22 protein-coding genes are annotated in these 18948 nt (G+C 71.7%); 5 read left to right on the forward strand and 17 right to left on the reverse strand.

Annotated features, from left to right (window positions below; all coding sequences use genetic code 11):
• Positions 1-137 precede the first annotated feature (137 nt).
• Positions 138-398: a 30S ribosomal protein S20 gene (rpsT, locus tag G6N60_RS18210; RefSeq protein WP_163739874.1), complete on the forward strand. Its 261-nt coding sequence runs from the start codon at positions 138-140 to the stop codon at positions 396-398.
• Positions 399-402: 4 nt separating this feature from the next.
• Here rpsT and holA read toward each other — a convergent pair whose 3' ends face one another.
• The 5 genes from holA to G6N60_RS18235 all read right to left on the reverse strand — a co-directional run bounded on the left by holA (position 403) and on the right by G6N60_RS18235 (position 5257).
• Positions 403-1353, reverse strand: coding sequence for a DNA polymerase III subunit delta (gene holA / locus G6N60_RS18215; protein ID WP_163739876.1), 951 nt, complete (start codon positions 1351-1353; stop codon positions 403-405).
• Positions 1354-1384: 31 nt separating this feature from the next.
• Positions 1385-2911, reverse strand: coding sequence for a ComEC/Rec2 family competence protein (locus G6N60_RS18220; protein ID WP_163739878.1), 1527 nt, complete (start codon positions 2909-2911; stop codon positions 1385-1387).
• A 5-nt stretch (positions 2912-2916) separates the two neighbouring features.
• Positions 2917-3735 (reverse strand): ComEA family DNA-binding protein, encoded by an 819-nt coding sequence (locus G6N60_RS18225; protein ID WP_163739881.1) that lies wholly within the window; start codon positions 3733-3735, stop codon positions 2917-2919.
• Between the two features lie 92 nt (positions 3736-3827).
• On the reverse strand, positions 3828-4232 hold the full coding sequence (locus G6N60_RS18230) for a RidA family protein (RefSeq protein ID WP_163739883.1): 405 nt from the start codon (positions 4230-4232) through the stop codon (positions 3828-3830).
• On the reverse strand, positions 4229-5257 hold the full coding sequence (locus G6N60_RS18235) for an acetamidase/formamidase family protein (RefSeq protein ID WP_163739885.1): 1029 nt from the start codon (positions 5255-5257) through the stop codon (positions 4229-4231). The genes G6N60_RS18230 and G6N60_RS18235 overlap by 4 nt, the downstream gene beginning before the upstream one ends.
• Before the next feature lie 106 nt (positions 5258-5363).
• Between G6N60_RS18235 and G6N60_RS18240 the strand changes: the two genes are divergently transcribed.
• Positions 5364-6413: an NAD(P)H-dependent amine dehydrogenase family protein gene (locus G6N60_RS18240; protein ID WP_163739887.1), complete on the forward strand. Its 1050-nt coding sequence runs from the start codon at positions 5364-5366 to the stop codon at positions 6411-6413.
• On the opposite strand, the gene bla is transcribed toward G6N60_RS18240, so the two are convergent.
• Positions 6410-7291, reverse strand: a complete 882-nt coding sequence (gene bla / locus G6N60_RS18245) for a class A beta-lactamase (protein WP_163739889.1) — start codon at positions 7289-7291, stop codon at positions 6410-6412. The two genes, G6N60_RS18240 and bla, sit on opposite strands and share 4 nt — an antisense overlap.
• Before the next feature lie 72 nt (positions 7292-7363).
• Between bla and G6N60_RS18250 the strand changes: the two genes are divergently transcribed.
• Positions 7364-8275: a LysR family transcriptional regulator gene (locus G6N60_RS18250; protein ID WP_163739893.1), complete on the forward strand. Its 912-nt coding sequence runs from the start codon at positions 7364-7366 to the stop codon at positions 8273-8275.
• Entirely contained in the window at positions 8272-9168 is an 897-nt protein-coding gene (locus G6N60_RS18255) for a serine hydrolase (RefSeq protein WP_163739894.1), read from the forward strand. Before G6N60_RS18250 ends, G6N60_RS18255 begins: the two co-directional genes overlap by 4 nt.
• A 3-nt stretch (positions 9169-9171) precedes the next feature.
• Here the strand turns inward: G6N60_RS18255 and G6N60_RS18260 are convergent, their stop codons facing one another.
• Genes G6N60_RS18260 through G6N60_RS18305 form a run of 10 tightly spaced genes read right to left on the reverse strand, consistent with a single transcriptional unit; the run spans position 9172 to position 17171 of the window.
• Positions 9172-9594 (reverse strand): nitroreductase family deazaflavin-dependent oxidoreductase, encoded by a 423-nt coding sequence (locus G6N60_RS18260; RefSeq protein WP_281355740.1) that lies wholly within the window; start codon positions 9592-9594, stop codon positions 9172-9174.
• 41 nt (positions 9595-9635) lie between these two features.
• On the reverse strand, positions 9636-10253 hold the full coding sequence (locus G6N60_RS18265; protein ID WP_163739898.1) for a maleylpyruvate isomerase family mycothiol-dependent enzyme: 618 nt from the start codon (positions 10251-10253) through the stop codon (positions 9636-9638).
• The gene (locus G6N60_RS18270; RefSeq protein ID WP_163739900.1) at positions 10250-11089 is read right to left on the reverse strand and encodes a DegV family protein; all 840 of its coding nucleotides are present in this window, start codon (positions 11087-11089) and stop codon (positions 10250-10252) included. Before G6N60_RS18270 ends, G6N60_RS18265 begins: the two co-directional genes overlap by 4 nt.
• A 2-nt stretch (positions 11090-11091) precedes the next feature.
• The gene (gene octT, locus G6N60_RS18275; protein ID WP_163739902.1) at positions 11092-11868 is read right to left on the reverse strand and encodes a diglucosylglycerate octanoyltransferase; all 777 of its coding nucleotides are present in this window, start codon (positions 11866-11868) and stop codon (positions 11092-11094) included.
• Entirely contained in the window at positions 11858-12538 is a 681-nt protein-coding gene (gene gpgP / locus G6N60_RS18280; RefSeq protein WP_163739904.1) for a glucosyl-3-phosphoglycerate phosphatase, read from the reverse strand. Before gpgP ends, octT begins: the two co-directional genes overlap by 11 nt.
• Positions 12535-12903 carry a ribosome silencing factor gene (rsfS, locus tag G6N60_RS18285; protein WP_163739907.1) on the reverse strand — a complete coding sequence of 123 codons (369 nt, stop codon included), beginning with the start codon at positions 12901-12903 and terminating at the stop codon, positions 12535-12537. The genes gpgP and rsfS overlap by 4 nt, the downstream gene beginning before the upstream one ends.
• Positions 12900-13538, reverse strand: coding sequence for a nicotinate-nucleotide adenylyltransferase (gene nadD / locus G6N60_RS18290; protein ID WP_263992320.1), 639 nt, complete (start codon positions 13536-13538; stop codon positions 12900-12902). The genes rsfS and nadD overlap by 4 nt, the downstream gene beginning before the upstream one ends.
• Positions 13539-13571: 33 nt before the next feature.
• Complete coding sequence (locus G6N60_RS18295) at positions 13572-15017, reverse strand: vWA domain-containing protein (RefSeq protein WP_163739910.1); 1446 nt, start codon at positions 15015-15017, stop codon at positions 13572-13574.
• Positions 15017-15904, reverse strand: a complete 888-nt coding sequence (locus tag G6N60_RS18300) for an AAA family ATPase (protein WP_163739912.1) — start codon at positions 15902-15904, stop codon at positions 15017-15019. Before G6N60_RS18300 ends, G6N60_RS18295 begins: the two co-directional genes overlap by 1 nt.
• Positions 15905-15923: 19 nt before the next feature.
• Positions 15924-17171, reverse strand: a complete 1248-nt coding sequence (locus G6N60_RS18305; protein WP_163739914.1) for a glutamate-5-semialdehyde dehydrogenase — start codon at positions 17169-17171, stop codon at positions 15924-15926.
• Positions 17172-17271: 100 nt separating this feature from the next.
• Between G6N60_RS18305 and G6N60_RS18310 the strand changes: the two genes are divergently transcribed.
• Positions 17272-18090, forward strand: a complete 819-nt coding sequence (locus G6N60_RS18310) for an enoyl-CoA hydratase/isomerase family protein (protein WP_163739916.1) — start codon at positions 17272-17274, stop codon at positions 18088-18090.
• On the opposite strand, the gene G6N60_RS18315 is transcribed toward G6N60_RS18310, so the two are convergent.
• On the reverse strand, positions 18087-18893 hold the full coding sequence (locus tag G6N60_RS18315) for a GntR family transcriptional regulator (protein ID WP_246240824.1): 807 nt from the start codon (positions 18891-18893) through the stop codon (positions 18087-18089). The two genes, G6N60_RS18310 and G6N60_RS18315, sit on opposite strands and share 4 nt — an antisense overlap.
• Positions 18894-18948 lie beyond the last annotated feature (55 nt).

Here is an 18948-nt window from a genome sequence, read left to right on the forward strand (position 1 = left end):
CGAATTTCGGCAGGCCACGACCCGCTGCTTTGGGTATTTACCCGGCGCGCTGGTAACCTGAATTCTCGCTGCCCGGTGTCGGGCGCCCCCGAAACCTTTGGTTATCACCCAAGCTGACATGTAGAAGGAACTGACGCGTGGCCAACATCAAGTCGCAGCAGAAGCGAATCCTCACCAACGAGCGCGCCCGGCTGCGCAATCAGTCGGTGAAGTCCGCCCTGCGCACGGCCGTCCGCGGTTTCCGCGAGGCGATCGACGCCGGCGAGAAGGACAAGGCCGCTGAGTTGCTGGCCACCACGAGCCGCAAGCTCGACAAGGCCGCCAGCAAGGGTGTCATCCACAAGAATCAGGCCGCCAACAAGAAGTCGGCTCTGGCCAGCGCGCTGAACAAGCTCTGATCCGCTAGCCCCCGGCCAGCTCGGCCACCCTGCGCACCGCCGACTCCAGGGCGTAGTCCGCGTCCGCCGCGGCGCCCTTGACGTCGGCGTTGAGCGCCGCCACCAATCGCATCGCCTCGGCCACTGAATCGCGCGTCCAGCGCCTGGACTGCTTCTGCGCCTTCTGGATCCGCCATGGCGGCATGCCCAGCTCTCCCGCCAACCGGTACGGATCACCGGAGATCGGCCCCACCCTGGCGATCGTGTGCACGGCCTCGGCCAGTGCGTCGGCGAGTACGACGTGCGGTTCCCCGCCGATCATCGCCCAGCGCAACGCCTCTGCCGCCCCGGCGACGTCCCCGGTGACCGCCTTGTCGGCGATGTCGAAGCCCTTCACCTCCGCCTTGCCGCTGTGGTAGCGCCGCACGGCGGCCGCGTCGACCTCGCCGCCGGTGTCGGCGACGAGCTGCGAGCAGGCGGCGGCCAATTCACGGATGTCGGACCCCACGGCGTCGAGCACCGCGGTCACGACGTCGTCGCCGACCTTGACCTTGAGCGCGCGGAACTCGCGCCGGACGAAGTCGGCCCGCTCGCCGGCCTTCGCGATCTTGGCGCAGGGGTGGACCTCGGCACCGAGGGTCTTCAGCTGATCGGCCAGGGCCTTGGCGCGACCCGCGCCGGAGTGCACGACGACGAGCACCGTTCCCGGTTGTAGGTCACCGGCCGCGTCGGCGATCAGCGCCACGGCGTCCTTGCCCGCCTCGGCCGCGGCCTCCAGCACAAGGACGCGTTCGTCGGCGAACAGCGAGGGGCTGAGCAGCTCGGCCAGTTCGTTGGTGCTGACCTCGCCGGCGCGCATGCGGTCCACGGGCACGTCGTGGGTACCGGACTGCTTGCGCGCGGCCCGCAGGACACCGGCGATCGCGCGCTCGACGAGCAGTTCCTCATCACCGAGCACGAGGTGCAATTGACTCACGCCCCGATGGTGTCACGACCCACCGACCGATTCACACCTCGTCCCGGCCGGACGACGTCAGCGCCCACGCGACCAGGCAGGCGACGGCCGCGAGCACGACGATCCGTCCTCGCCGCACGCGCCACAGCCCCACCCCGGCGACGCCCACGGCCGCCACGATCGCGACGCCGGGCCACCCCGACGGCACCGACACCGTGGCGCCCGGCACCGCCGCCGCCCAGCGCGCGACGTGCAGCAGCCACCACAGCTCGGGCCCGGTGAACCTGATCGCCAGCTCCGCCGCCCACGGCCACGGCACGGCCAGCGTCGCCGCCGCGGTGCCGATCACCGTGATCGGCGCGACCACGACCGACACCGCGACGTTGGTGACCACCGACACCAAGCTGACGGAGCCCGACAGTCCCGCGACCAGCGGTGCGGTGACCAGTTGCGCGGCACCGGTCACGCTCACGGCGGCCGCGAGCGGGGCCGGCCAGCCGCGGTCCCGTAGGCGGTGCGTCCACGCCGGTGCGACGACGACGATCGCGGCCGTCGCCGACACCGACAGCGCGAACCCGGCGTCCACCGCCAGCTCCGGGGCCGCGGCCAGGAGCAGCAGGACGCACGCCGACAGTGCGGGAATCGGTCGCCGCCTGCGCCGCACGATCACCGCGAGGAGCGCGATGGCCCCCATGGCGGCGGCGCGGAGCACGCTCGCCGACGGTTGCACTACCACCACGAAGGCGACGAGCACCACCGCGGCCAGGGCCACCGCGATCCGCGGACCGAGCAGGCCTGCCGTCAGCAGCACCGCCCCGCACACGATCGTGACGTTGGCCCCCGAGACGGCCGTCAGATGCGTCAACCCGGCGCTGCGAAACTGCGCCGACGTGTCCTGGTCGACGGCCGACGTGTCACCGAGCACCAGCGCGGGCAGCATCGCCGCCTCGTCGGCGGGCAGCACCGCCCGCGCCGCCTCGGCGAACCGCGTACGGACGGCCTGCGCCGCCCGCTGCGCCGTGCTGGCCGTCCCGAGTCTCGGTCGGCCCGTTGCGGTCAGCACCGCCACCGACAGGTCCCGCCGGGTGGGCCGCGACACTCGGGCGCGAAACGTCGCGGGGCGTCCCGCGGTCACGTCGGCGAAGTCGAATGCGGGCGCGAACACCACGACGCGGCCGTCGCTGCGCTCCCCGTCGACGTCGATCAGGTTGGCGCGGAACATCATTCGGCCGTTGACGTAGCGGGGGGACTCGGTCGGCGCCACCGTCACCGTCGCACCGTGGCGCGACGCGATCGGATGGTGGTGGACACGGTCCACCCGCAGCGCCACGGCGACTGCGAAGCCGATGCCGATCACCGCGACGGCGAGCACGGCGCTCGTCGACCCCGCCGGTAGCCGCCAGGCCACGACGGCCGCCACGACCACCGCCGCGACGGTCACGACGATCGCGCCCGAGGAGCCCCACACGATGCCCGCCGCGGTGACGGCCCAACCGGTCACCGCCGCCGGTACCAGGCGGACGTCCGGGGCGACGGCGTCCGTCGGTGCCGCTGCTGGTGCTGACGTCGGTGCCGACACCGTCGTCACACCGTGACCAGGGCACGCAGCTTCTCCAGCCGGGCGGGGCCGATGCCGTCGACGTCGCCGAGTTGGTCGACCCCGGCGAACCGCCCGTTGGCGTCGCGGAAGGCGACGATCGCCGCGGCGGTGACCGGCCCGACGCCGGGCAGGGCGTCGAGCTGTTCGAGCGTCGCGGTGTTGAGGTTCACCGCGCCCGTCGACGCCGTCGGCGTCACACCCGGTGCCCGCTTCGCAGGCGAGGCGCCCGGCGCGGAGGTGACGGAGCTGCCCATGGCCGGTGGCGCGCCCGGCGGAGAGGCGATTCCGACGACGATCTGCTCGCCGTCCTCGACGCGGCGCGCCATGTTGAGCCCGACCACGTCGGCCCCCGGTAGGGCGCCCCCGGCCGTGCGCAGCGCATCGGCGATGCGCGCCCCGGGATCCAGCGTCACCAGGCCGGGCTGATGCACCAACCCGACGACGCTGACGATCACCGGCCCGGCGGGCGGCGGCGCGCCGGGACCGGCCGCCGGGGCAGACGACGTAACCCTCTGCACGGGAGGCAGTTTCGCCGAGGACACGGCGGGCCCGTCGTCGCACATCAGGGTGAAGACCGTCACCAGGACCGCGATCGCGCCGACGATGCCCAGGCCGAGCACTCCGGCCCGGCCCGGGTCGGCCCGCAGCGAGGCCAGCCAGCCGGACGGCCCGCCCGCGGTGGCCTCGGGCAGCCAGCGCGACAGCGTGGTGTCGGACTCCTCCCCCTCGTCGACGTCGTCCCCGGCACTGCGCGGCCCGGCCAGGCGGCGCTCCACCCGGTCGGCCAGTCGTTCGGTGTTCATGCCGCGACGGTAGGCCCGGCCCTCGACGCCACCCCGCCCCCGCACCGGCCTCCGATCACGACCTGTGGATGAATCTCCCCCTGTGGATGAACCTATGTCCAGCCATCGAAACGCCAAGCCACCCAATCGATCTCGACCAGCGCACCGACGGCCAGACCCGTCACGCCGACGCAGGTCCGCGAGGGCAGCCGGTCGGGGAACCAGGCGGCGTAGGCGACATTGAAGGCCTCATAGTCGGCCCAGTCGATGAGATAGGCGCGCACCGCCACCACGTCGGCCAGCGCGCCGCCGCAGAGTTCGGTGACGCGCAACAGGTTTCGCATCACCTGGTCGGTCTGGGTGGCGACGTCGGTGCCCACCACGGAGCCGTCGACGTCGGTGGGCATCTGGCCCGTGACGTAGAGCGTCTGGCCCGCGGCGGTGGCGTGCGCGAACGGCGCCACCGCGGGCGGCACGCCGTCCTCGGGGGTGAAGCGGTACGCCGTGATGCCCGTCATGCGGCGAGCGGCCAGCGCGGGAAGCAACGCTTGTCGATGCGGCCGTGGACGCCCTGGCGCTGGTCGACGACCTGCGTGACCGTGAAGTCCACGGCGACCGACATGAACGAGTACGCGTCCTTGCTGCTCAGCCCGAAACAGCGCACCAGCACGTCCAGGGTGCGCAGCGCGGCGGCCTTCATCGCCGCGTCGAGGGTGTCGCCGAACCCGTGCACCAGGAGCTCCGTCGCGGTCTCCAGGACGGGAACGGTGAACGGCAGATCGCGCCGAATGGTCAAGCGCAGCATGCCGTTCAACGATGACTCCAGGGCCGTGCCGCTGATCTCGCCGTCGCCCTGCGACACGTGCGGGTCGCCCACCGAGAGCAGCGCGCCGGGCACCTGCACCGGGTAGTACATCCGCCCGCCCGCGCCGATGCGCCAGTTGTCGACGTTGCCACCGTGGTCACCCGGCGGGACCGACGAGACCCGCTCCGGCTCCGCGGGCGCGACCCCCGTCGTGCCGAAGTGCGGCCGCAGCGGGACCACCACGCCGGGCAGTGCGGGCTCGCGGGCCGCCGGGTCGGGCGCCACGACGGTGCCGGGCTGATCGGCCAGCGCGGTGGCGGTCCAGTCGTAGCCGAACACGGCGCGGCCCAGCTGGGCGTCGGCGTCGAACTCGTAGATGGTGACGCGCTCGCCGGGGATCTCGCCGTAGAGGTGCCCCCAGTGCGCGGCGAGGTTGGACCCGTAGGGCAGCCGCGGGACGGCCGTCAGGATGTCCACCTGCAGGACGTCTCCGGGCTGGGCGCCCTCGACGGCGATGGGACCGGTGAGCAGATGCGGCCCCGGCCCACGATCGGTCACGCTGTCGAACACCTCGGTGATGCCGGCGTCCATCAGCAGATCGGGGGCATCGCCGGCGTGGTGGGTGAGCGTCTCGATCTGCACCAGGTCACCCGAGGCGACGGTGAGCACCGGCGACAGCCGCGGGTCGAAGAAGCCCCAGTGCACCGTCGACGACGTGGCGGGGAGGAAGTGGTGCATCCGGCGATCATGCCAGCGTTGCCGACTGTGCGCCCTGCCGTCGACGATCGCCGGGATTCTCGACGAGATGCCGCACAGTCGACACTTTCACCAATAGTGTTCACCCGTGACTTCCTCCAGACCCCTTCGGGTGATTCAGTGGACCACCGGCAACATCGGGCGACGGTCCCTGCACGCGATCATCGGCCGCGACGACATGGAACTCGTCGGGGTCTACGCCCACGGTGCGGACAAGGTCGGCGTCGACGCGGCCGAACTGGCCGGCCTGACCGAACCCACGGGCGTCACCGCCACCGACGACGTCGACAGGCTGCTCGCGGTGGCGCCCGACGCGTGCTGCTACAACCCGCTGTGGCCCGACGTCGACGACCTCGTCAGGCTGCTCGAGGCCGGTGTCAACGTGTGCTCCAGCGCCGCCTGGATCACTGGCGGCAAGCAGACCCCCGAAGATCGCGACCGCATCCAGAAGGCCTGTGCGACAGGCAATTCCACCATCTTCGGCAGCGGCGCCCACCCCGGCATGACGAACATGGTGGGCATGGTGCTCTCCGGCGCGTGCGAGGACGTCACCGAGATCCGGATCACCGAGTCGGTGGACTGTTCGACCTACGAGTCGGCGGGCACGCAGGCCGCGATGGGCTTCGGCCGGGACCCGGCCACCCCCGACCTGGCCGAGAGCGTGCGGCGCGAGAGCGAGGTGTTCGCCGAGTCGGCGGCGATGATGGCCGACGCGATCGGGGCGCCGCTGGACCGGATGACCTTCGACGTCGAATTCACCGCCGCGACGGGCGACAGCGATCTGGGCTTCATGCGGATCCCCGCGGGCAGCGTCGGCGGCGTGTACGGCTACCACCGTGGATGGGTCGGTGACCGCAACGTCGTCAGCGTGGGCTTCAACTGGACGATGGGCGACCACGTCACACCGCCCAAGCCCCTCGAACACGGGCACGTCATCCAGGTCTTCGGCACGCCGAACATGCGCACGGTCCTGCACTGCCTGCCGCCGAAGGGTTGGGCGGAGCCGGGTTTCATGGGCCTCGGCATGATCTACACCGCCATGCCGGTCACCAACGCCGTACCCGCCGTGGTCGCCGCGGCGCCGGGGATCGTCACGCTCAAGGACCTGCCGCCGGTCGCGGGACGCTTCGCGGGTTAGGACCCCGAGGCGATCCTGGCCGCCTCGGCGATGACGCGGTGCACGTCGTCCGCCGCGAGGTGCGGGTCGACGGGCGCGACGTAGATCGCGATGAGCAGCGGGGGCCGGTTCGGCGGCCAGGCGACGGCGACGTCGTTGCCCTCGCCCTGCGCGCCGCTGCCGGTCTTGTCACCGACGACCCAGTCCGATGGCAGCCCGGCCCGAATCGTCTGCGCCCCCGTGGTATTCGCCTTCAGCAGATCGGTCAGCCGCTGCCGCGAGTCGTCCGCGAGCCCGTCGCCGAGGACCAGCGTCTGCAGGTCGAGCGCCATCTGCCGCGGGGTGGAGGTATCGCGGGGGTCGCCGGGGGTGGTGACGTTGAGATCCGGCTCGAGCCGGTCGACGCGCGTGACGCCGTCGCCGATCCCGCGGGCGAACGCCGTCACCGCGGGCGGGCCACCCAGGAGTTCGACGAGCAGGTTGGCGGCCGTGTTGTCGCTGACGGTGATCGCGGCGTCGCACAGCGCCGCCACGGTCATGCCATCGGTCACGTGCTGCGACGTGACCGGCGCGTAGGCCAGGACGTCGGACGGCCCGTAGGTGATCACGCGGTCGAGCAGACCGGGATCGGTCTCACTGCGCTTGAGGATGGCAGCGACGTCGAGCACCTTGCCCGTCGAGCAGAGCAGGAAGCGTTCGTCGGCGCGGTAACCGGTGCTCGCCTGCGTGGCGGTGTCGAGGGCGAACACGCCGAGTCGGACCCGGGCGCGCGCCTCGAGTTGGGCCAGCGCATCCTGCGCCCGGGGGCCCTGCGCGGCGGCGGGTGAACCCGTAACTACGGCGCCGACACCGGCCATGGCGACGCCCAACAGCGTGCGCCGGTTGATCGAGTTCGTCATGGCGACGACTAGACCATCCCGGGCCGACGGGTGTCCAAGATTGAATCGCCGAACGGTCGATACCATGGCGATATGACCGGTGCTCAGCAGCGTATCGACCTGCTCAGACACCTGGAGTTCTTCGTTGCCGTGGCCGACGAACTGCACTTCGGCCGCGCCGCCGAAGCGGTTGGCGTGCGCCAGCCGCCGCTGTCGCAGGGACTGCGCCGACTGGAACGCAAACTCGGCTCGGCCCTGTTCGAGCGCGGCGCCAAGGGCGTCACGCTCACCGAGGCGGGTGCCGCACTGCTCCCGCGCGCCCGCCGCCTGCTCGGTGACGCGGCATTACTGCTGGCGGCTGCCGACGACGCTCGGCGCGAACCGGTGGGCCTGCGTCTCGGCGTGCCGCCCCAGCTGCCGGTGAGCGCGGTGGCGGCCCTGCTCACGAGCGCGCGGCGGGTACTGCCGGGCCAGCGCGTCGAGCAGACCACCGCGCCGACCACGGCGCTGCTGCAGATGGTCGTCCGGGGTGGCCTCGACGTCGCCGTCGTCGTCCATCCCGCGCCGGTGGCGGGTCTGCACGCCGGGCCCGTCACCCGGATGGCGCGGCACGCCTTGATCGCCGCCGATCACCCTCTGGCGCAACGCCGTTCGACGAGTGTCTCGGTGCGGGAGCTGGTGACGTCGCTGCCGTTGGCGCTGCCGCCGCGTCGACACCATCCCGCCGCGCACGACGACCTCCTCGACGCCTCGGCACGGTTCGGGCTCCGCGTCAGCACCCGCCACGCCGAGGACGACAGGGCCGCGATGCTCGCCGCGGCGTCGGGGACCGTGGCGGCGCTGACCGCCGATCCCGACCTCCGCTCGGCGAGCGTGGCCAACCTGGCCATCACCACAGACCCATTTCCGTTGCGGCTGAGGCTCGTTCGGGCGACGAGCCCCGACCGACCGATCGAGCCGGCGGTCGTCGACGCCGTCCAGAGCGCGTTGGCGGGCGGACGGTGACCGACGTCGGTGACCGCATCGCGGCGGTGTTCGCCGACGCCGGTGCGACGGGCTGGCTGCACGCCGTGGCCGTCGACGGTTCGAGCACCGGGGAGGTGAACGTCGATGGCGATCGGCCGGTGGCGCTGGCGTCGGTCTACAAGCTGCCGCTACTGGTCGCGATGATGCGCATGGTCGACGGCGGGCGTCTCGATCTCACCGAGAGGGTGACGCTGCGTCCCACCGACCGCACCGCGGGCCCGAGCGGAATCTCGGCGCTGCTCGACGACGTCACGATGTCGTGGCGTGATCTCGCCGCGATGATGATGAGCGTGTCGGACAACGCCGCCGCCGACGCGATCCTGCAGCGCGTCGGCGTCGACGAGGTCGCCGACGCGTTGAGTGCCCTCGGGCTGACCCGCAGTCGCATCCTCGGGGGCACCGCGGACGCCTACCGCCTTCTGCACGTCGACACCGGCACCACGAATCTGGCGGCCGCGCTCGACGCACTCGCCGACGCCGACCGGCCGCCGGACCCCCGCGCCTATGATCCGCTGCAGTCCAGCTCGGCCACCGCGCGGGAGATGACGACGCTGCTGCGCACCATCTGGACCGACGTCGCCGCCAGTCCCGCGAGTTGCGCGACGATCCGGCGCCTGATGAGCCTGCAGGTGCGAAGCAACCGCATCGCCAGCGGCTTCGCGTTCGCGGGGGTGTCGGTGGCGGGCAAGACCGGCACGATGGGCGCGCTGCGTCACGACGTCGGGGTCGTGCGATTCGACGGCGAGAGACCCTACGCGGTCGCGGTATTCACCCAGTCGGCACGGGCGACGCCGATTCAGCCCCGCATCGACGCCGCGATCGGGCAGGCCGCCCGCCTCGCCGTCGACCACCTGCGGGGCATCGGCGCCTGAGGGCTATTCGACGACGAAGACCGGAATCTGGCGGGTGGTCTTGGTCTGGTACTCGGCGTAGGGCGGGTACGCCTCGACGGCCAGCTTCCACCAGTGCTCGCGCTCGTCACCGCTGACCTCGCGGGCGTGGCCGGTGAAGACCTTCTCGCCGTCCTGGACCGTCACCTCGTCGTTGGCCAGCACGTTGAAGTACCAGCTGGGGTGCTTGGGGTCGCCGCCCTTGGAGGCCACCATCGCATAGTGGCCGTTCTCCTCGACGCGCATGAGCGGCACGTACCGCTTCTTGCCGGACTGCGCGCCCGTCGTCGTGAAGAGCACGATCGGCCGGTCGAGGACCTCGACGCCGTCGGTGGTGCCCTGCTCCAGGATGCGCTTGGTCTGGTCTCGTACCCAGTCGGTCGGACTCAGTTCGGCTTCTTCGCTCACGAACCCATTGAACACCACGCGCCGCCAAAACATTTCCGCGTTCAGAGCCGGGCGGCGAGCTTCCCGACGCCGGGCCCGTCGAGATCGGCCAGGGCCGCGCGCCGGCCCGCCATCACCAGCAACAGCGCCTCCCCCGGGCCGCGAACGTCGGGGCCCGTGCCGAAGGACCAGTCCACGTCGGTCGCGGCGAGCCGGACCCCGCGTGCGAGCCACGCGCCCCGCAGGGTGGGGGCGTACCGCGCGAAGTCCAGTGCCACCGTCAACCGCTCGGCGGGGATGCGGCGCTGCAGTCCCAGCGGACGGCGGATGTCCTGTTGGTGGATCATGTTGTCGGTCAATGCCACTCGACCACCGAACCCCGCACCGAGACCATGCGGGGTGGCGTTGTCGCGCAGCAGGGCGATCAACGCGTCGGTGGATCGGTCGGCCAGGGCCGCGACGGCGATCGCGTTGGTGCGGTCGGTCTGCAGCCGTCCCCGCAGGAACCGCGCGGCCAGTTCGGTCGCGGACAACCCCTCGAAGCTGACGCAGTGCGCGGCGACGTCGCGCACGGACCACCCGGCACACAGCGACGGCCGCTGCCACTGCTCCGCAGTCAGGCCGGCCAGCACGTCGGCGAAGTCCTCCCGTTCGGCGCGGGCCAGTTCGACGTACGTCACGGCGCGTCCACCGTCACGCAGACGCCGACGGCGCCACCACCGACGTGCACGGACAACACCGGCCCCATGTCGCTGATCGACATCGCGTCCACGTGCGGCAGGCGTTCGCCGAGCGCGGCGCCGATCTCCGCTGCGCCGTCATGGTTGTCGACGTGGTGCACGGCCAGCGTCGCGGGCGCATCGCCGACGACCTCGGCCACCGCGTCCACCAGGGCGGCGTGCGCCTTGGACGCCGTGCGGATGCGCTGGGACAGGACGAGGCGACCGTCGACGTCGAGTCGCAGGAGCGGCTTGAGGGACAGCGCCGTCCCCAACCACGAAGCGGCAGTGCCGATTCGGCCGCTGCGCCGCAGGTTGTCGAGGCGGTGCACGACGATGAAGGCGTGCCCGCGCGGCACCGCGGCGCGCGCCGCGGCCTCGACGGCGTCGAGATCCGCGCCGTCGGCTGCCGCCCGCGCCGCGGCCTGCGCGACGAACCCGACCCCGGCCGCCGCGGACCGTGAGTTGACCACCCGCACCGCCGCGCCGAACTCGCGCGCCGCGCCGACGGCGGAGCTGAACGTGCTCGACAGCGCCGCCGACAGGTGCACGGCGACGACGCCGTCACCACCGCTGACGGCGAGTGCCCGCCGGTAGCACTCCGCGAGGTCGGCGGGCGTGGCGCCCGCGGTGGTGACGTGGGCGTGCGCGTACACGTCGGAGGGCACCTGGTCCACCTCGTCGAGCAGATCGAGACCGTCGACCAGGACGTGCAGGGGCACCTGCTGAATTCCCCACCGCGCCAACACTTCCGGTTCCAACCGCGCCGACGAGTCGGTCACCACCGTGACGGCCACCCTCAGCCGCCCGGGCCCGCGACCGTGACGCCCGCCTCGGCGAGCCCCTTCATCATCAGCTCGGCCACCGCGCGGTGCGCCTCGAAGTTCCAGTGGATGCCATCGGGGTTGCCGCGCCCGCTGAGCACCTCGTCGCCGACGGCGGCCTTGAGATCGACGATCGGCACGTCGTGCGCGGCGCCCCACGCCGTGATGGCCGCGGCCGTGGCATCGCGCCAGCGGTGTGAGTTCCCGTAGGTCTCGGCCCGGTGCACCGATGGGATCGACGCGACGAAGGGGATGCCCGGACGGTTGTAATCGATGGCGGCACGGGTCATTTCGAGATACTCGACGCTGAGGTGAGCGGGCAGGGCGGGGCGGGCGATCGAGGCCAGTCGCGGCTGCACCCAACCGTAACCGTCGCGCGCCCACCGCCGCAGCAGCGGCGGCCGGACGTAGCGGATGAGCTCGCGCAGCGCCGTCGGCAACGGCGAGGGCAGGGAGTCCATGCCCGACGTCGCGAACACGACCGCGCCCGCCCGCGGCAGCGCCGCCCACGACCGCGGGTCCTGGATGGCCGCCCACCAGACGTCGCGACACGTCCAGCCGATGCGTCCGATCAGTTCCAGATCCCAATCAAGTTGCGCAGCAACGAGATTGGGCCAGATGCGCGCATCGTCGGCCGGCAGGCCGCCCGTCGGACCGTAGTAGGACAGGGAGTCGCAGAAGACGAGCAGGGTCCGGCGGGCAGGAGCGGAGCGACCCGGGGAATCGATGCGGCGGGACTCGTCAGAGGACATCGTTGGCGACCTGTGCCGAGGCGTTCCACACGTCGAGGCGCCACCGGACGTCCCCCGGCGCCGCGTCGTCGGCGGAGTGCCCGGACAGCTGCACCCAACTCGCATTGCCCATCCCGCCCAGCACGGGCCAGTTGTCCACGGGCAGGTCGAGCAGGGCGGCGGTCAGCGCGGCGATGAGCCCGCCGTGCGCCACCAGCACCACCGGGCGGTCCGAGGCGTCACCCGCACCGTCGGTGCCCCACTCGTCGAGCCGGGCGAGCAACTCGTGGACCAGCGGAACGCTGCGCTCGGCAACGTCGACGCGGCTCTCCCCGCCGTGCGGTGCCCAGCGCGCATCGTCGCGCCATGCCAGCCGGGCGCCCGGCGCGATGGCGTCGACGTCGAGGTGCGTCAGGCCCTGCCAGTCGCCGAGGTGGGTCTCGCGCAGCCGGGTGTCCACGGCGACCGGCTCGCCGCACCGCTCGGCCAGCGCCGTGGCCGTGTCGAGCGCGCGGCGCAGGTCGGAGGACACGATCACCAGCGGCTGCCGCTTGGCCAGCACCTCGGCCGCGGCCTCGGCCTGCTGGCGGCCCAGTTCGCTGAGATCGGTGTCGAGCTGGCCCTGCATCCGGCTCTCGGCGTTGTACTCCGTTTGGCCGTGCCGCAGCAGCACCAGGCGACGGACCCTCACGACGGACCGTCCAGGTCGATGGGGACCAGCGGGCAGTCCCGCCACAGCCGGTCGAGGGCGTAGAAGTTGCGCTCGTCCTGGTGCTGGATGTGGGCGACGATGTCGACGTAGTCGAGCAGGACCCAGCGACCCTCACGGGTGCCCTCGCGGCGGGCGGGCTTGTAGCCGGCCCGGCGCATCTGCTCCTCGACCTCGTCGACGATCGCGTTGACCTGGCGGTCGTTGTTCGCCGAGGCGATGACGAAGCAGTCGGTGATGACGAGTTCGCCGGACACGTCGATCACGACGACGTCGTCGGCGAGCTTGTCGGCGGCCGCCCGCGCGGCGATGGTGGCCATCTCGATGGCCTCGGCTGTGGCACTCACGGTGTGCGCTCCCCTGTCGAGAGGACGGATGCGGGATACAGTCCACGCTTGGTCACGTACTGGACGACCCCGTCGGGCACCAGATACCAGATGGGTCTGCCCTGGGCGGCCCGCCAGCGGCAGTCGCTCGAGGAGATCGCCAGGGCGGGCACCTCGACGAGCTGGAGCGCCTCGTCGGGCAACTCCTTCATCGCCGCGGCGATGTGCTCGCCGTCGAGCTCGTAACCCGGGCGGCTCACGCCGATGAAGCGGGCCATGGAGAACAGGTCCTCCCAGTTCTGCCAGGACAGGATCGAGCCGAGGGCGTCCGCGCCGGTGATGAAGTACAGGTCGGCGTCGGGGTTGAGGGCACCGAGATCGCGCAGGGTGTCCTTGGTGTAGGTCGCACCGCCGCGGTCGATGTCGACGCGACTGACCGAGAAGCGCGGGTTGGCCGCCGTGGCGATGACCGTCATGAGGTAGCGGTCCTCGGCGGCGGTGACGGCGCGCCCCCGCTTCTGCCACGGCTGACCCGTCGGCACGAATACCACTTCGTCGAGGTCGAATCGGTCGGCGACTTCGCTGGCGGCCACCAGGTGGCCGTGGTGGATGGGATCGAACGTCCCGCCCATCACCCCCAGCCTGCGTCGAGTCACGAATAGGCAGCTTACGGGAGCGAACGCAAGAGCTCAGACGGGCAGCAACTGGTCGATGACCGCGGCCAGCTGCTTGGCCGACCGGCATTCGTGCATGGGGATGACGTCGGTGTAGCGCGGCACCGCCGAGTCGCCGCTACCCCACAGGTGCTTGGGCTCGGGGTTGAGCCAGTGCGCGTGGCGGCTGGCGTCGACCATGTGCGTCAGCAGCCCGACCTCGGGATTGCGGTAGTTGTTGCGGGCGTCGCCGAGCACCAGCAGCGAGCTGCGCGGCGACAGGGCGGTCGGGTACTTGTCGAGGAACGACACGAACGCGTGGCCGTAGTCGGAGTGACCGTCGCGGGTGTAGACGGCCGCCTCCCTGGTGATCCGTTGCACGGCCACGGCGAGGTCGGCGTCGGCGCCGAACATCTCGGTGACCTCGTCGGTGGTGTCGATGAAGGCGAACACGCGCACGCGGCTGAACTGTTGGCGCAGCGCGTGCACCAGCAGCAGCGTGAAGTGGCTGAACCCGGCGACCGACCCCGACACGTCGCACAGCACGACGAGTTCGGGGCGGGCCGGATGGGGCTTCTTCAGCACGACGTCGATCGGCACCCCGCCGGTGGACATCGACTTGCGCAGCGTCTTGCGCAGGTCGATCTCGCCGGCGCGCGAACGCCGTCGCCGCGCCGCCAGTCGCGTGGCCAGCGTCCTGGCCAGCGGGGCGACCACGCGGCGCATCTGCCGGAGCTGTTCCCCCGAGGCCCGCAGGAACTCCACGTTCTCGGCGAGCTGCGGGATCGAGTAGGTCTGCACGTGCTGGCGGCCCAGCCGCTCGGCGGTCCGGCGCTTGGTCTCCGCCTCGACCAGCTGGCGCAGCTGCGCGATGCGCTTGCCGGCGATGGCCTTGGCGATCTGCTCCTGCGTCGGCGTCGGCTCCTCGCCGTACGGGGCGAGCAGCCCGGCCAGCAGCCTGCCCTCCAGCTCGTCGAGCGCCATGGCCTTGAGCGCCTGATACGACGAGTAGGACGGGCCGCGGCTGGAGTCGTACCGGCCGTAGGCCTCGACGATCTGGGCGATCATCGCGGCCAGCCGGTCATCGAGTCTGGCCATGTCCTCGTTGTTGGACAGCAACTGAACGAGGGCGTCGCGCAGGCCCTCGACGTCCTGGCTCGGCAACCGGTCCTGGGCCGCGTCGGGATCGTCGTCGTCGGACACCACGGTGCGCGCGCCGAGCGCCGCGGGGAACCACAGGTCGAACATCGCGTCGTAGGTGTCGCGGTGGTCCGCGCGCCGCAGCACCGCGCACGCCAACCCCTCGCGGAGCACCTCGCGGTCACCGAGGCCGAGCACCGTCAGCACCCGGCCCGCGTCGACCGTCTCCGATGGCCCGACGGCAATCCCCACCCCGCGCAGCGCCTCGACGAATTCGACCAGATGTCCTGGAATCCCGTGCGGCGCAAGGGGTTGCGGTGCTGACGTACGGCGGGCGGGCATCAGTTGAGCCTCAGCTCCCCGCTCGCCTTCACCTGATCGGACTGATGCTTGAGCACCACGCCCAGCGTGGCGGCGATCAGCTCGTCGTCGATGGTGTCCATGCCGAGCGCCAGCACGGTGCGGCCCCAGTCGATCGTCTCGGCCACCGACGGGACCTTCTTGAGCGCCATGCCGCGCAGCACCCCGACGATGCGGACGAGTTCCTCGGCCAGCTTCTCGGGCAGTTCCGGCACCCGGGACAGCAGGATGCGCCGCTCGAGGTCGGGGTCGGGAAAGTCGATGTGCAGGAACAGGCAGCGACGCTTGAGCGCCTCGGACAGCTCGCGGGTGGCGTTGGACGTCAGCAGGACGAAGGGCGTCCTGGTCGCGGTGATGGTGCCCAGTTCGGGCACGGTGACCGCGAAGTCGGACAGCACCTCCAGCAGCAGACCCTCGATCTCGATGTCGGCCTTGTCGGTCTCGTCGATCAGCAGGACGGTGGGGTCGGTGCGCCGGATCGCGGTCAGCAGCGGCCGCTGCAGCAGGAACTCCTCGCTGAAGACGTCGGTCTTGGTCTGATCCCAATCACCCTGTCCGCCTTGGCTTCCGGTCTGGATGCGCAGGATCTGCTTGGCATGGTTCCACTCGTAGAGCGCACGGGCCTCGTCGACGCCCTCGTAGCACTGCAGGCGCACCAGACCCGATCCGGTGGATTGGGCGATGGCGCGGGCCAATTCGGTCTTGCCGACGCCGGCGGGCCCTTCGACGAGCAGCGGCTTGCCGAGGCGGTCGGCCAGGAACACCGCCGTGGCCGTCGCGGTGTCGGGCAGATACCCGGTCTCGGCGAGGCGCTGGGCGACGTCGTCGATGTCGGTGAAGAGTGGGGCTGGGCGGGCGGGAACGCTCACTCGGGGTGCTTCTCCTAGGTCAGGACGGCCGAATCTGGCCGTCTCCCCACACGATCCACTTGGTGGAGGTCAATTCCGGCAGGCCCATCGGGCCTCTGGCATGGAGCTTCTGCGTGGAGATGCCGATCTCGGCGCCGAAGCCGAACTGCTCGCCGTCGGTGAACGCCGTCGACGCGTTGACCATCACGGCCGCCGCATCGACGCGTTCCGTGAAGCGTTGGGCCGCAGCAAGATCGGTCGTGACGATGGCCTCGGTGTGACCGGTGCCGTACTCGTCGACGTGGGCGATGGCGCCGTCCACCCCGTCGACCACCGCGACCGCGATGTCCATCGACAGGAATTCGGCGCGCAGGTCGTCCTCGCTGGGGTCGAGGTGCACCGTCACCCCCGCGTCCTGCAGCGCGGCCACCAGCCGCGGCAGCGCGTGATCGGCGATGGCGGCGTCCACCAGCAGGGTCTCGGCGGCGTTGCAGACGCTGGGCCGACGGACCTTGGCGTTCAGCACGATTCGCTCGGCGACGTCGAGATCGGCGGCCGCATGCACGAAGACGTGACAGTTGCCGACACCGGTCTCGATGGTGGGCACGGTGGCGTCGCGCACGACCGCGTCGATGAGCCCGGCCCCACCGCGCGGGATGACGACGTCGACGAGGCCCCGCGCCTGGATCAGGTGCGTGACGCTGGCGCGGTCGGCGCTGGGCAGCAACTGCACGGCGTCCTCGGGCAGGCCCTCGGCGAGCAACGCGGCCCGCAGCGCGAGCACCAGCGCCTCGTTGGACCGCCGCGCCGACGAACTCCCCCGCAGCAGCGCGGCGTTGCCGGACTTCAGCGTCAGGCCGAAGGCGTCGACGGTGACGTTGGGCCGACCCTCGTACACCATGCCGACCACGCCGAGCGGGACCCGCTGCTGGCGAAGGCGCAGCCCATTGGGCAGGGTGCGTCCGCGCAGCACCTCGCCCACCGGATCGGGCAGGCTCGCCACCTGCCGCAGACCTGCGGCGATGCCGTCGACCCGCTGCGGGTCGAGCGCCAACCGGTCGAGCATGGCGTCGGGAGTGCCTGCGGCCCTGGCCGCGTCGAGGTCGGCGGCGTTGGCCGCCAGCACGTCGTGGACCCGCGCCAGGACCGAGTCGGCCGCGGCGTGCAGGGCCCGGTTCTTCGTCTCGGTGCTGCACGTGGCGAGGATGCGGGCCGCGACGCGCGCCCGCCGGGCGTCGTCGTGCACCCGTTCGCGCACATCACTGATGGGGCGAGCCTCAACGCTCATCGGGCCAGCGTATCGACTTATCCCGGATCGGGCGCCCTCGGGGTTACGGTAGCGCGCGCGGCGGAGATGCACCGCACGCCGCCACGATCGAGGAGACCACGTGACCGCTCCCGCACCGCGCCCCCCGGACGGCGACTGGCTGGGCACGCCGTTCCTGCGTTTCGAGCGCCAGGGCCCCTTCGGCGTGGTGACGCTGGACCGCCCGCAGGCGCGCAACGCGATGTCGCCCGCGATGTACTTCGGCATCGGCTACGCGGTCAAGCACGTCGCCGCCGACGACGACCTCGCCGGGCTGCTCATCACCGGCACCGGCGACGTGTTCGCCCCGGGAGGCGACCTCGGCGGCGCGGGCGGTGACGCCTGGATGGACTTCTCGTCGCTGTCGATGGAGGCGCTGCTCCCCTTCGACGCGCTGCGCACGTCGAGCAAGCCCGTCGTGGCGGCGGTCAACGGGTTGGCCCAGGGCGGCGGCCTGCAGATCGCGATGTGCAGCGACATGGCGGTCGTCAGCGATCGCGCAACGTTCCGGGTGCCCGAGCTGTACCGCGGCATCGCCGACACCTATTACAGCCACGTGCTCGCGCGGTCGATCGGACCCGTGCGAACCCGCGACCTGATGTTCACCGGGCGGACGCTGACCGCTCAGGAGGCCGCCGACTGGGGCATCGTCGCCCGGGTCGTCCCCCACGAGGTGTTGATGGCCAGTGCGCTCGAGATCCTCGCGCAGTGCTGCCGCACCGCGCCCGCCGCGCGGGCCGTCGTGAAGTCCAGCCTCGACGGCTACCTGGGTCTGTTCGACCGGATCGGGATGACGTCGAGCCTCGGCGGGCCGGAGGCGATCGAGGGCTTCCTGGCGTTCAAGGAACGGCGTTCGCCGAACTGGGTCCACCCCGACCTGAGGCTCGACGGACGGCTCTAGCTCGTCGGCCTGCGCACGTCGTGGGCGATCGTCATGCTGCCGCCCGCATCGGCGGCCATCGACGTCTGGTGCAGCACGACGCGACTTCGGTTGGGCGACAAGGCCGTCGACAGCACGTGGTGCGCAGCGCCACCGGCGAAGGCCACGCGGTTGACGCGGATCAGCGGGGCGCCGATGGTGGTGGCGAGTAGGGATGCCGTTCGGGGACCGGCGATCTCGGCGGTCATCTCGTGGTCGACGCGGTCCAGGTGCACGCCGGCATCGGCCAGCAGCCGGTAGAGCGGGGCGTGCGCCAGCGCGGACTCGGTGACCGCGTCGGCGAGTTCGGCGGGCAACCAGGCCTCGGTGATCATCAGTGGCTCGCCGGTGCGCCGTTCGCGTCGCACCCGCAGCACGTACAGCGCGACGTCGCGACCGTCCCACCGCGCGCCGACCGTCACCGGCAGCGGTCGGACGCCGAACTCGACGACGTCGACCTCGGTCTCGAACTGGACCTGCCGCAGCTCGTCGAGATACGTGCCACCCGCGACCGTCCGGCCGGCCGGCGGACGTTCGGTGACGAACGAGCCGACGCCGTGGCGCCGTTCGATCAGCCCGGCCTCGGCGAGATCGGCCAGCGCGCGCCGGACCGTGATGCGCGAGACGCCGAACTGTTCGCAGAGGGACTGCTCGGTCGGCAGCGCGTCGCCGGGGCCGAGCGCGCCGCGGCCGATCTCGTCGTGCAGGACGAGGTAGAGCTGGCGGTGCAGGGGCACGCCGGCGTCCGCGCTCACCAGCGCGGCGCCGTCGCGAGGATCCTCCACGTCGACGAGCCTCCCACAGCGGAGCCTTGCGCTCGACGGGATGGTGTTGTTATAT

Source organism: Mycolicibacterium madagascariense (assembly GCF_010729665.1).
Lineage (GTDB): Bacteria > Actinomycetota > Actinomycetes > Mycobacteriales > Mycobacteriaceae > Mycobacterium > Mycobacterium madagascariense.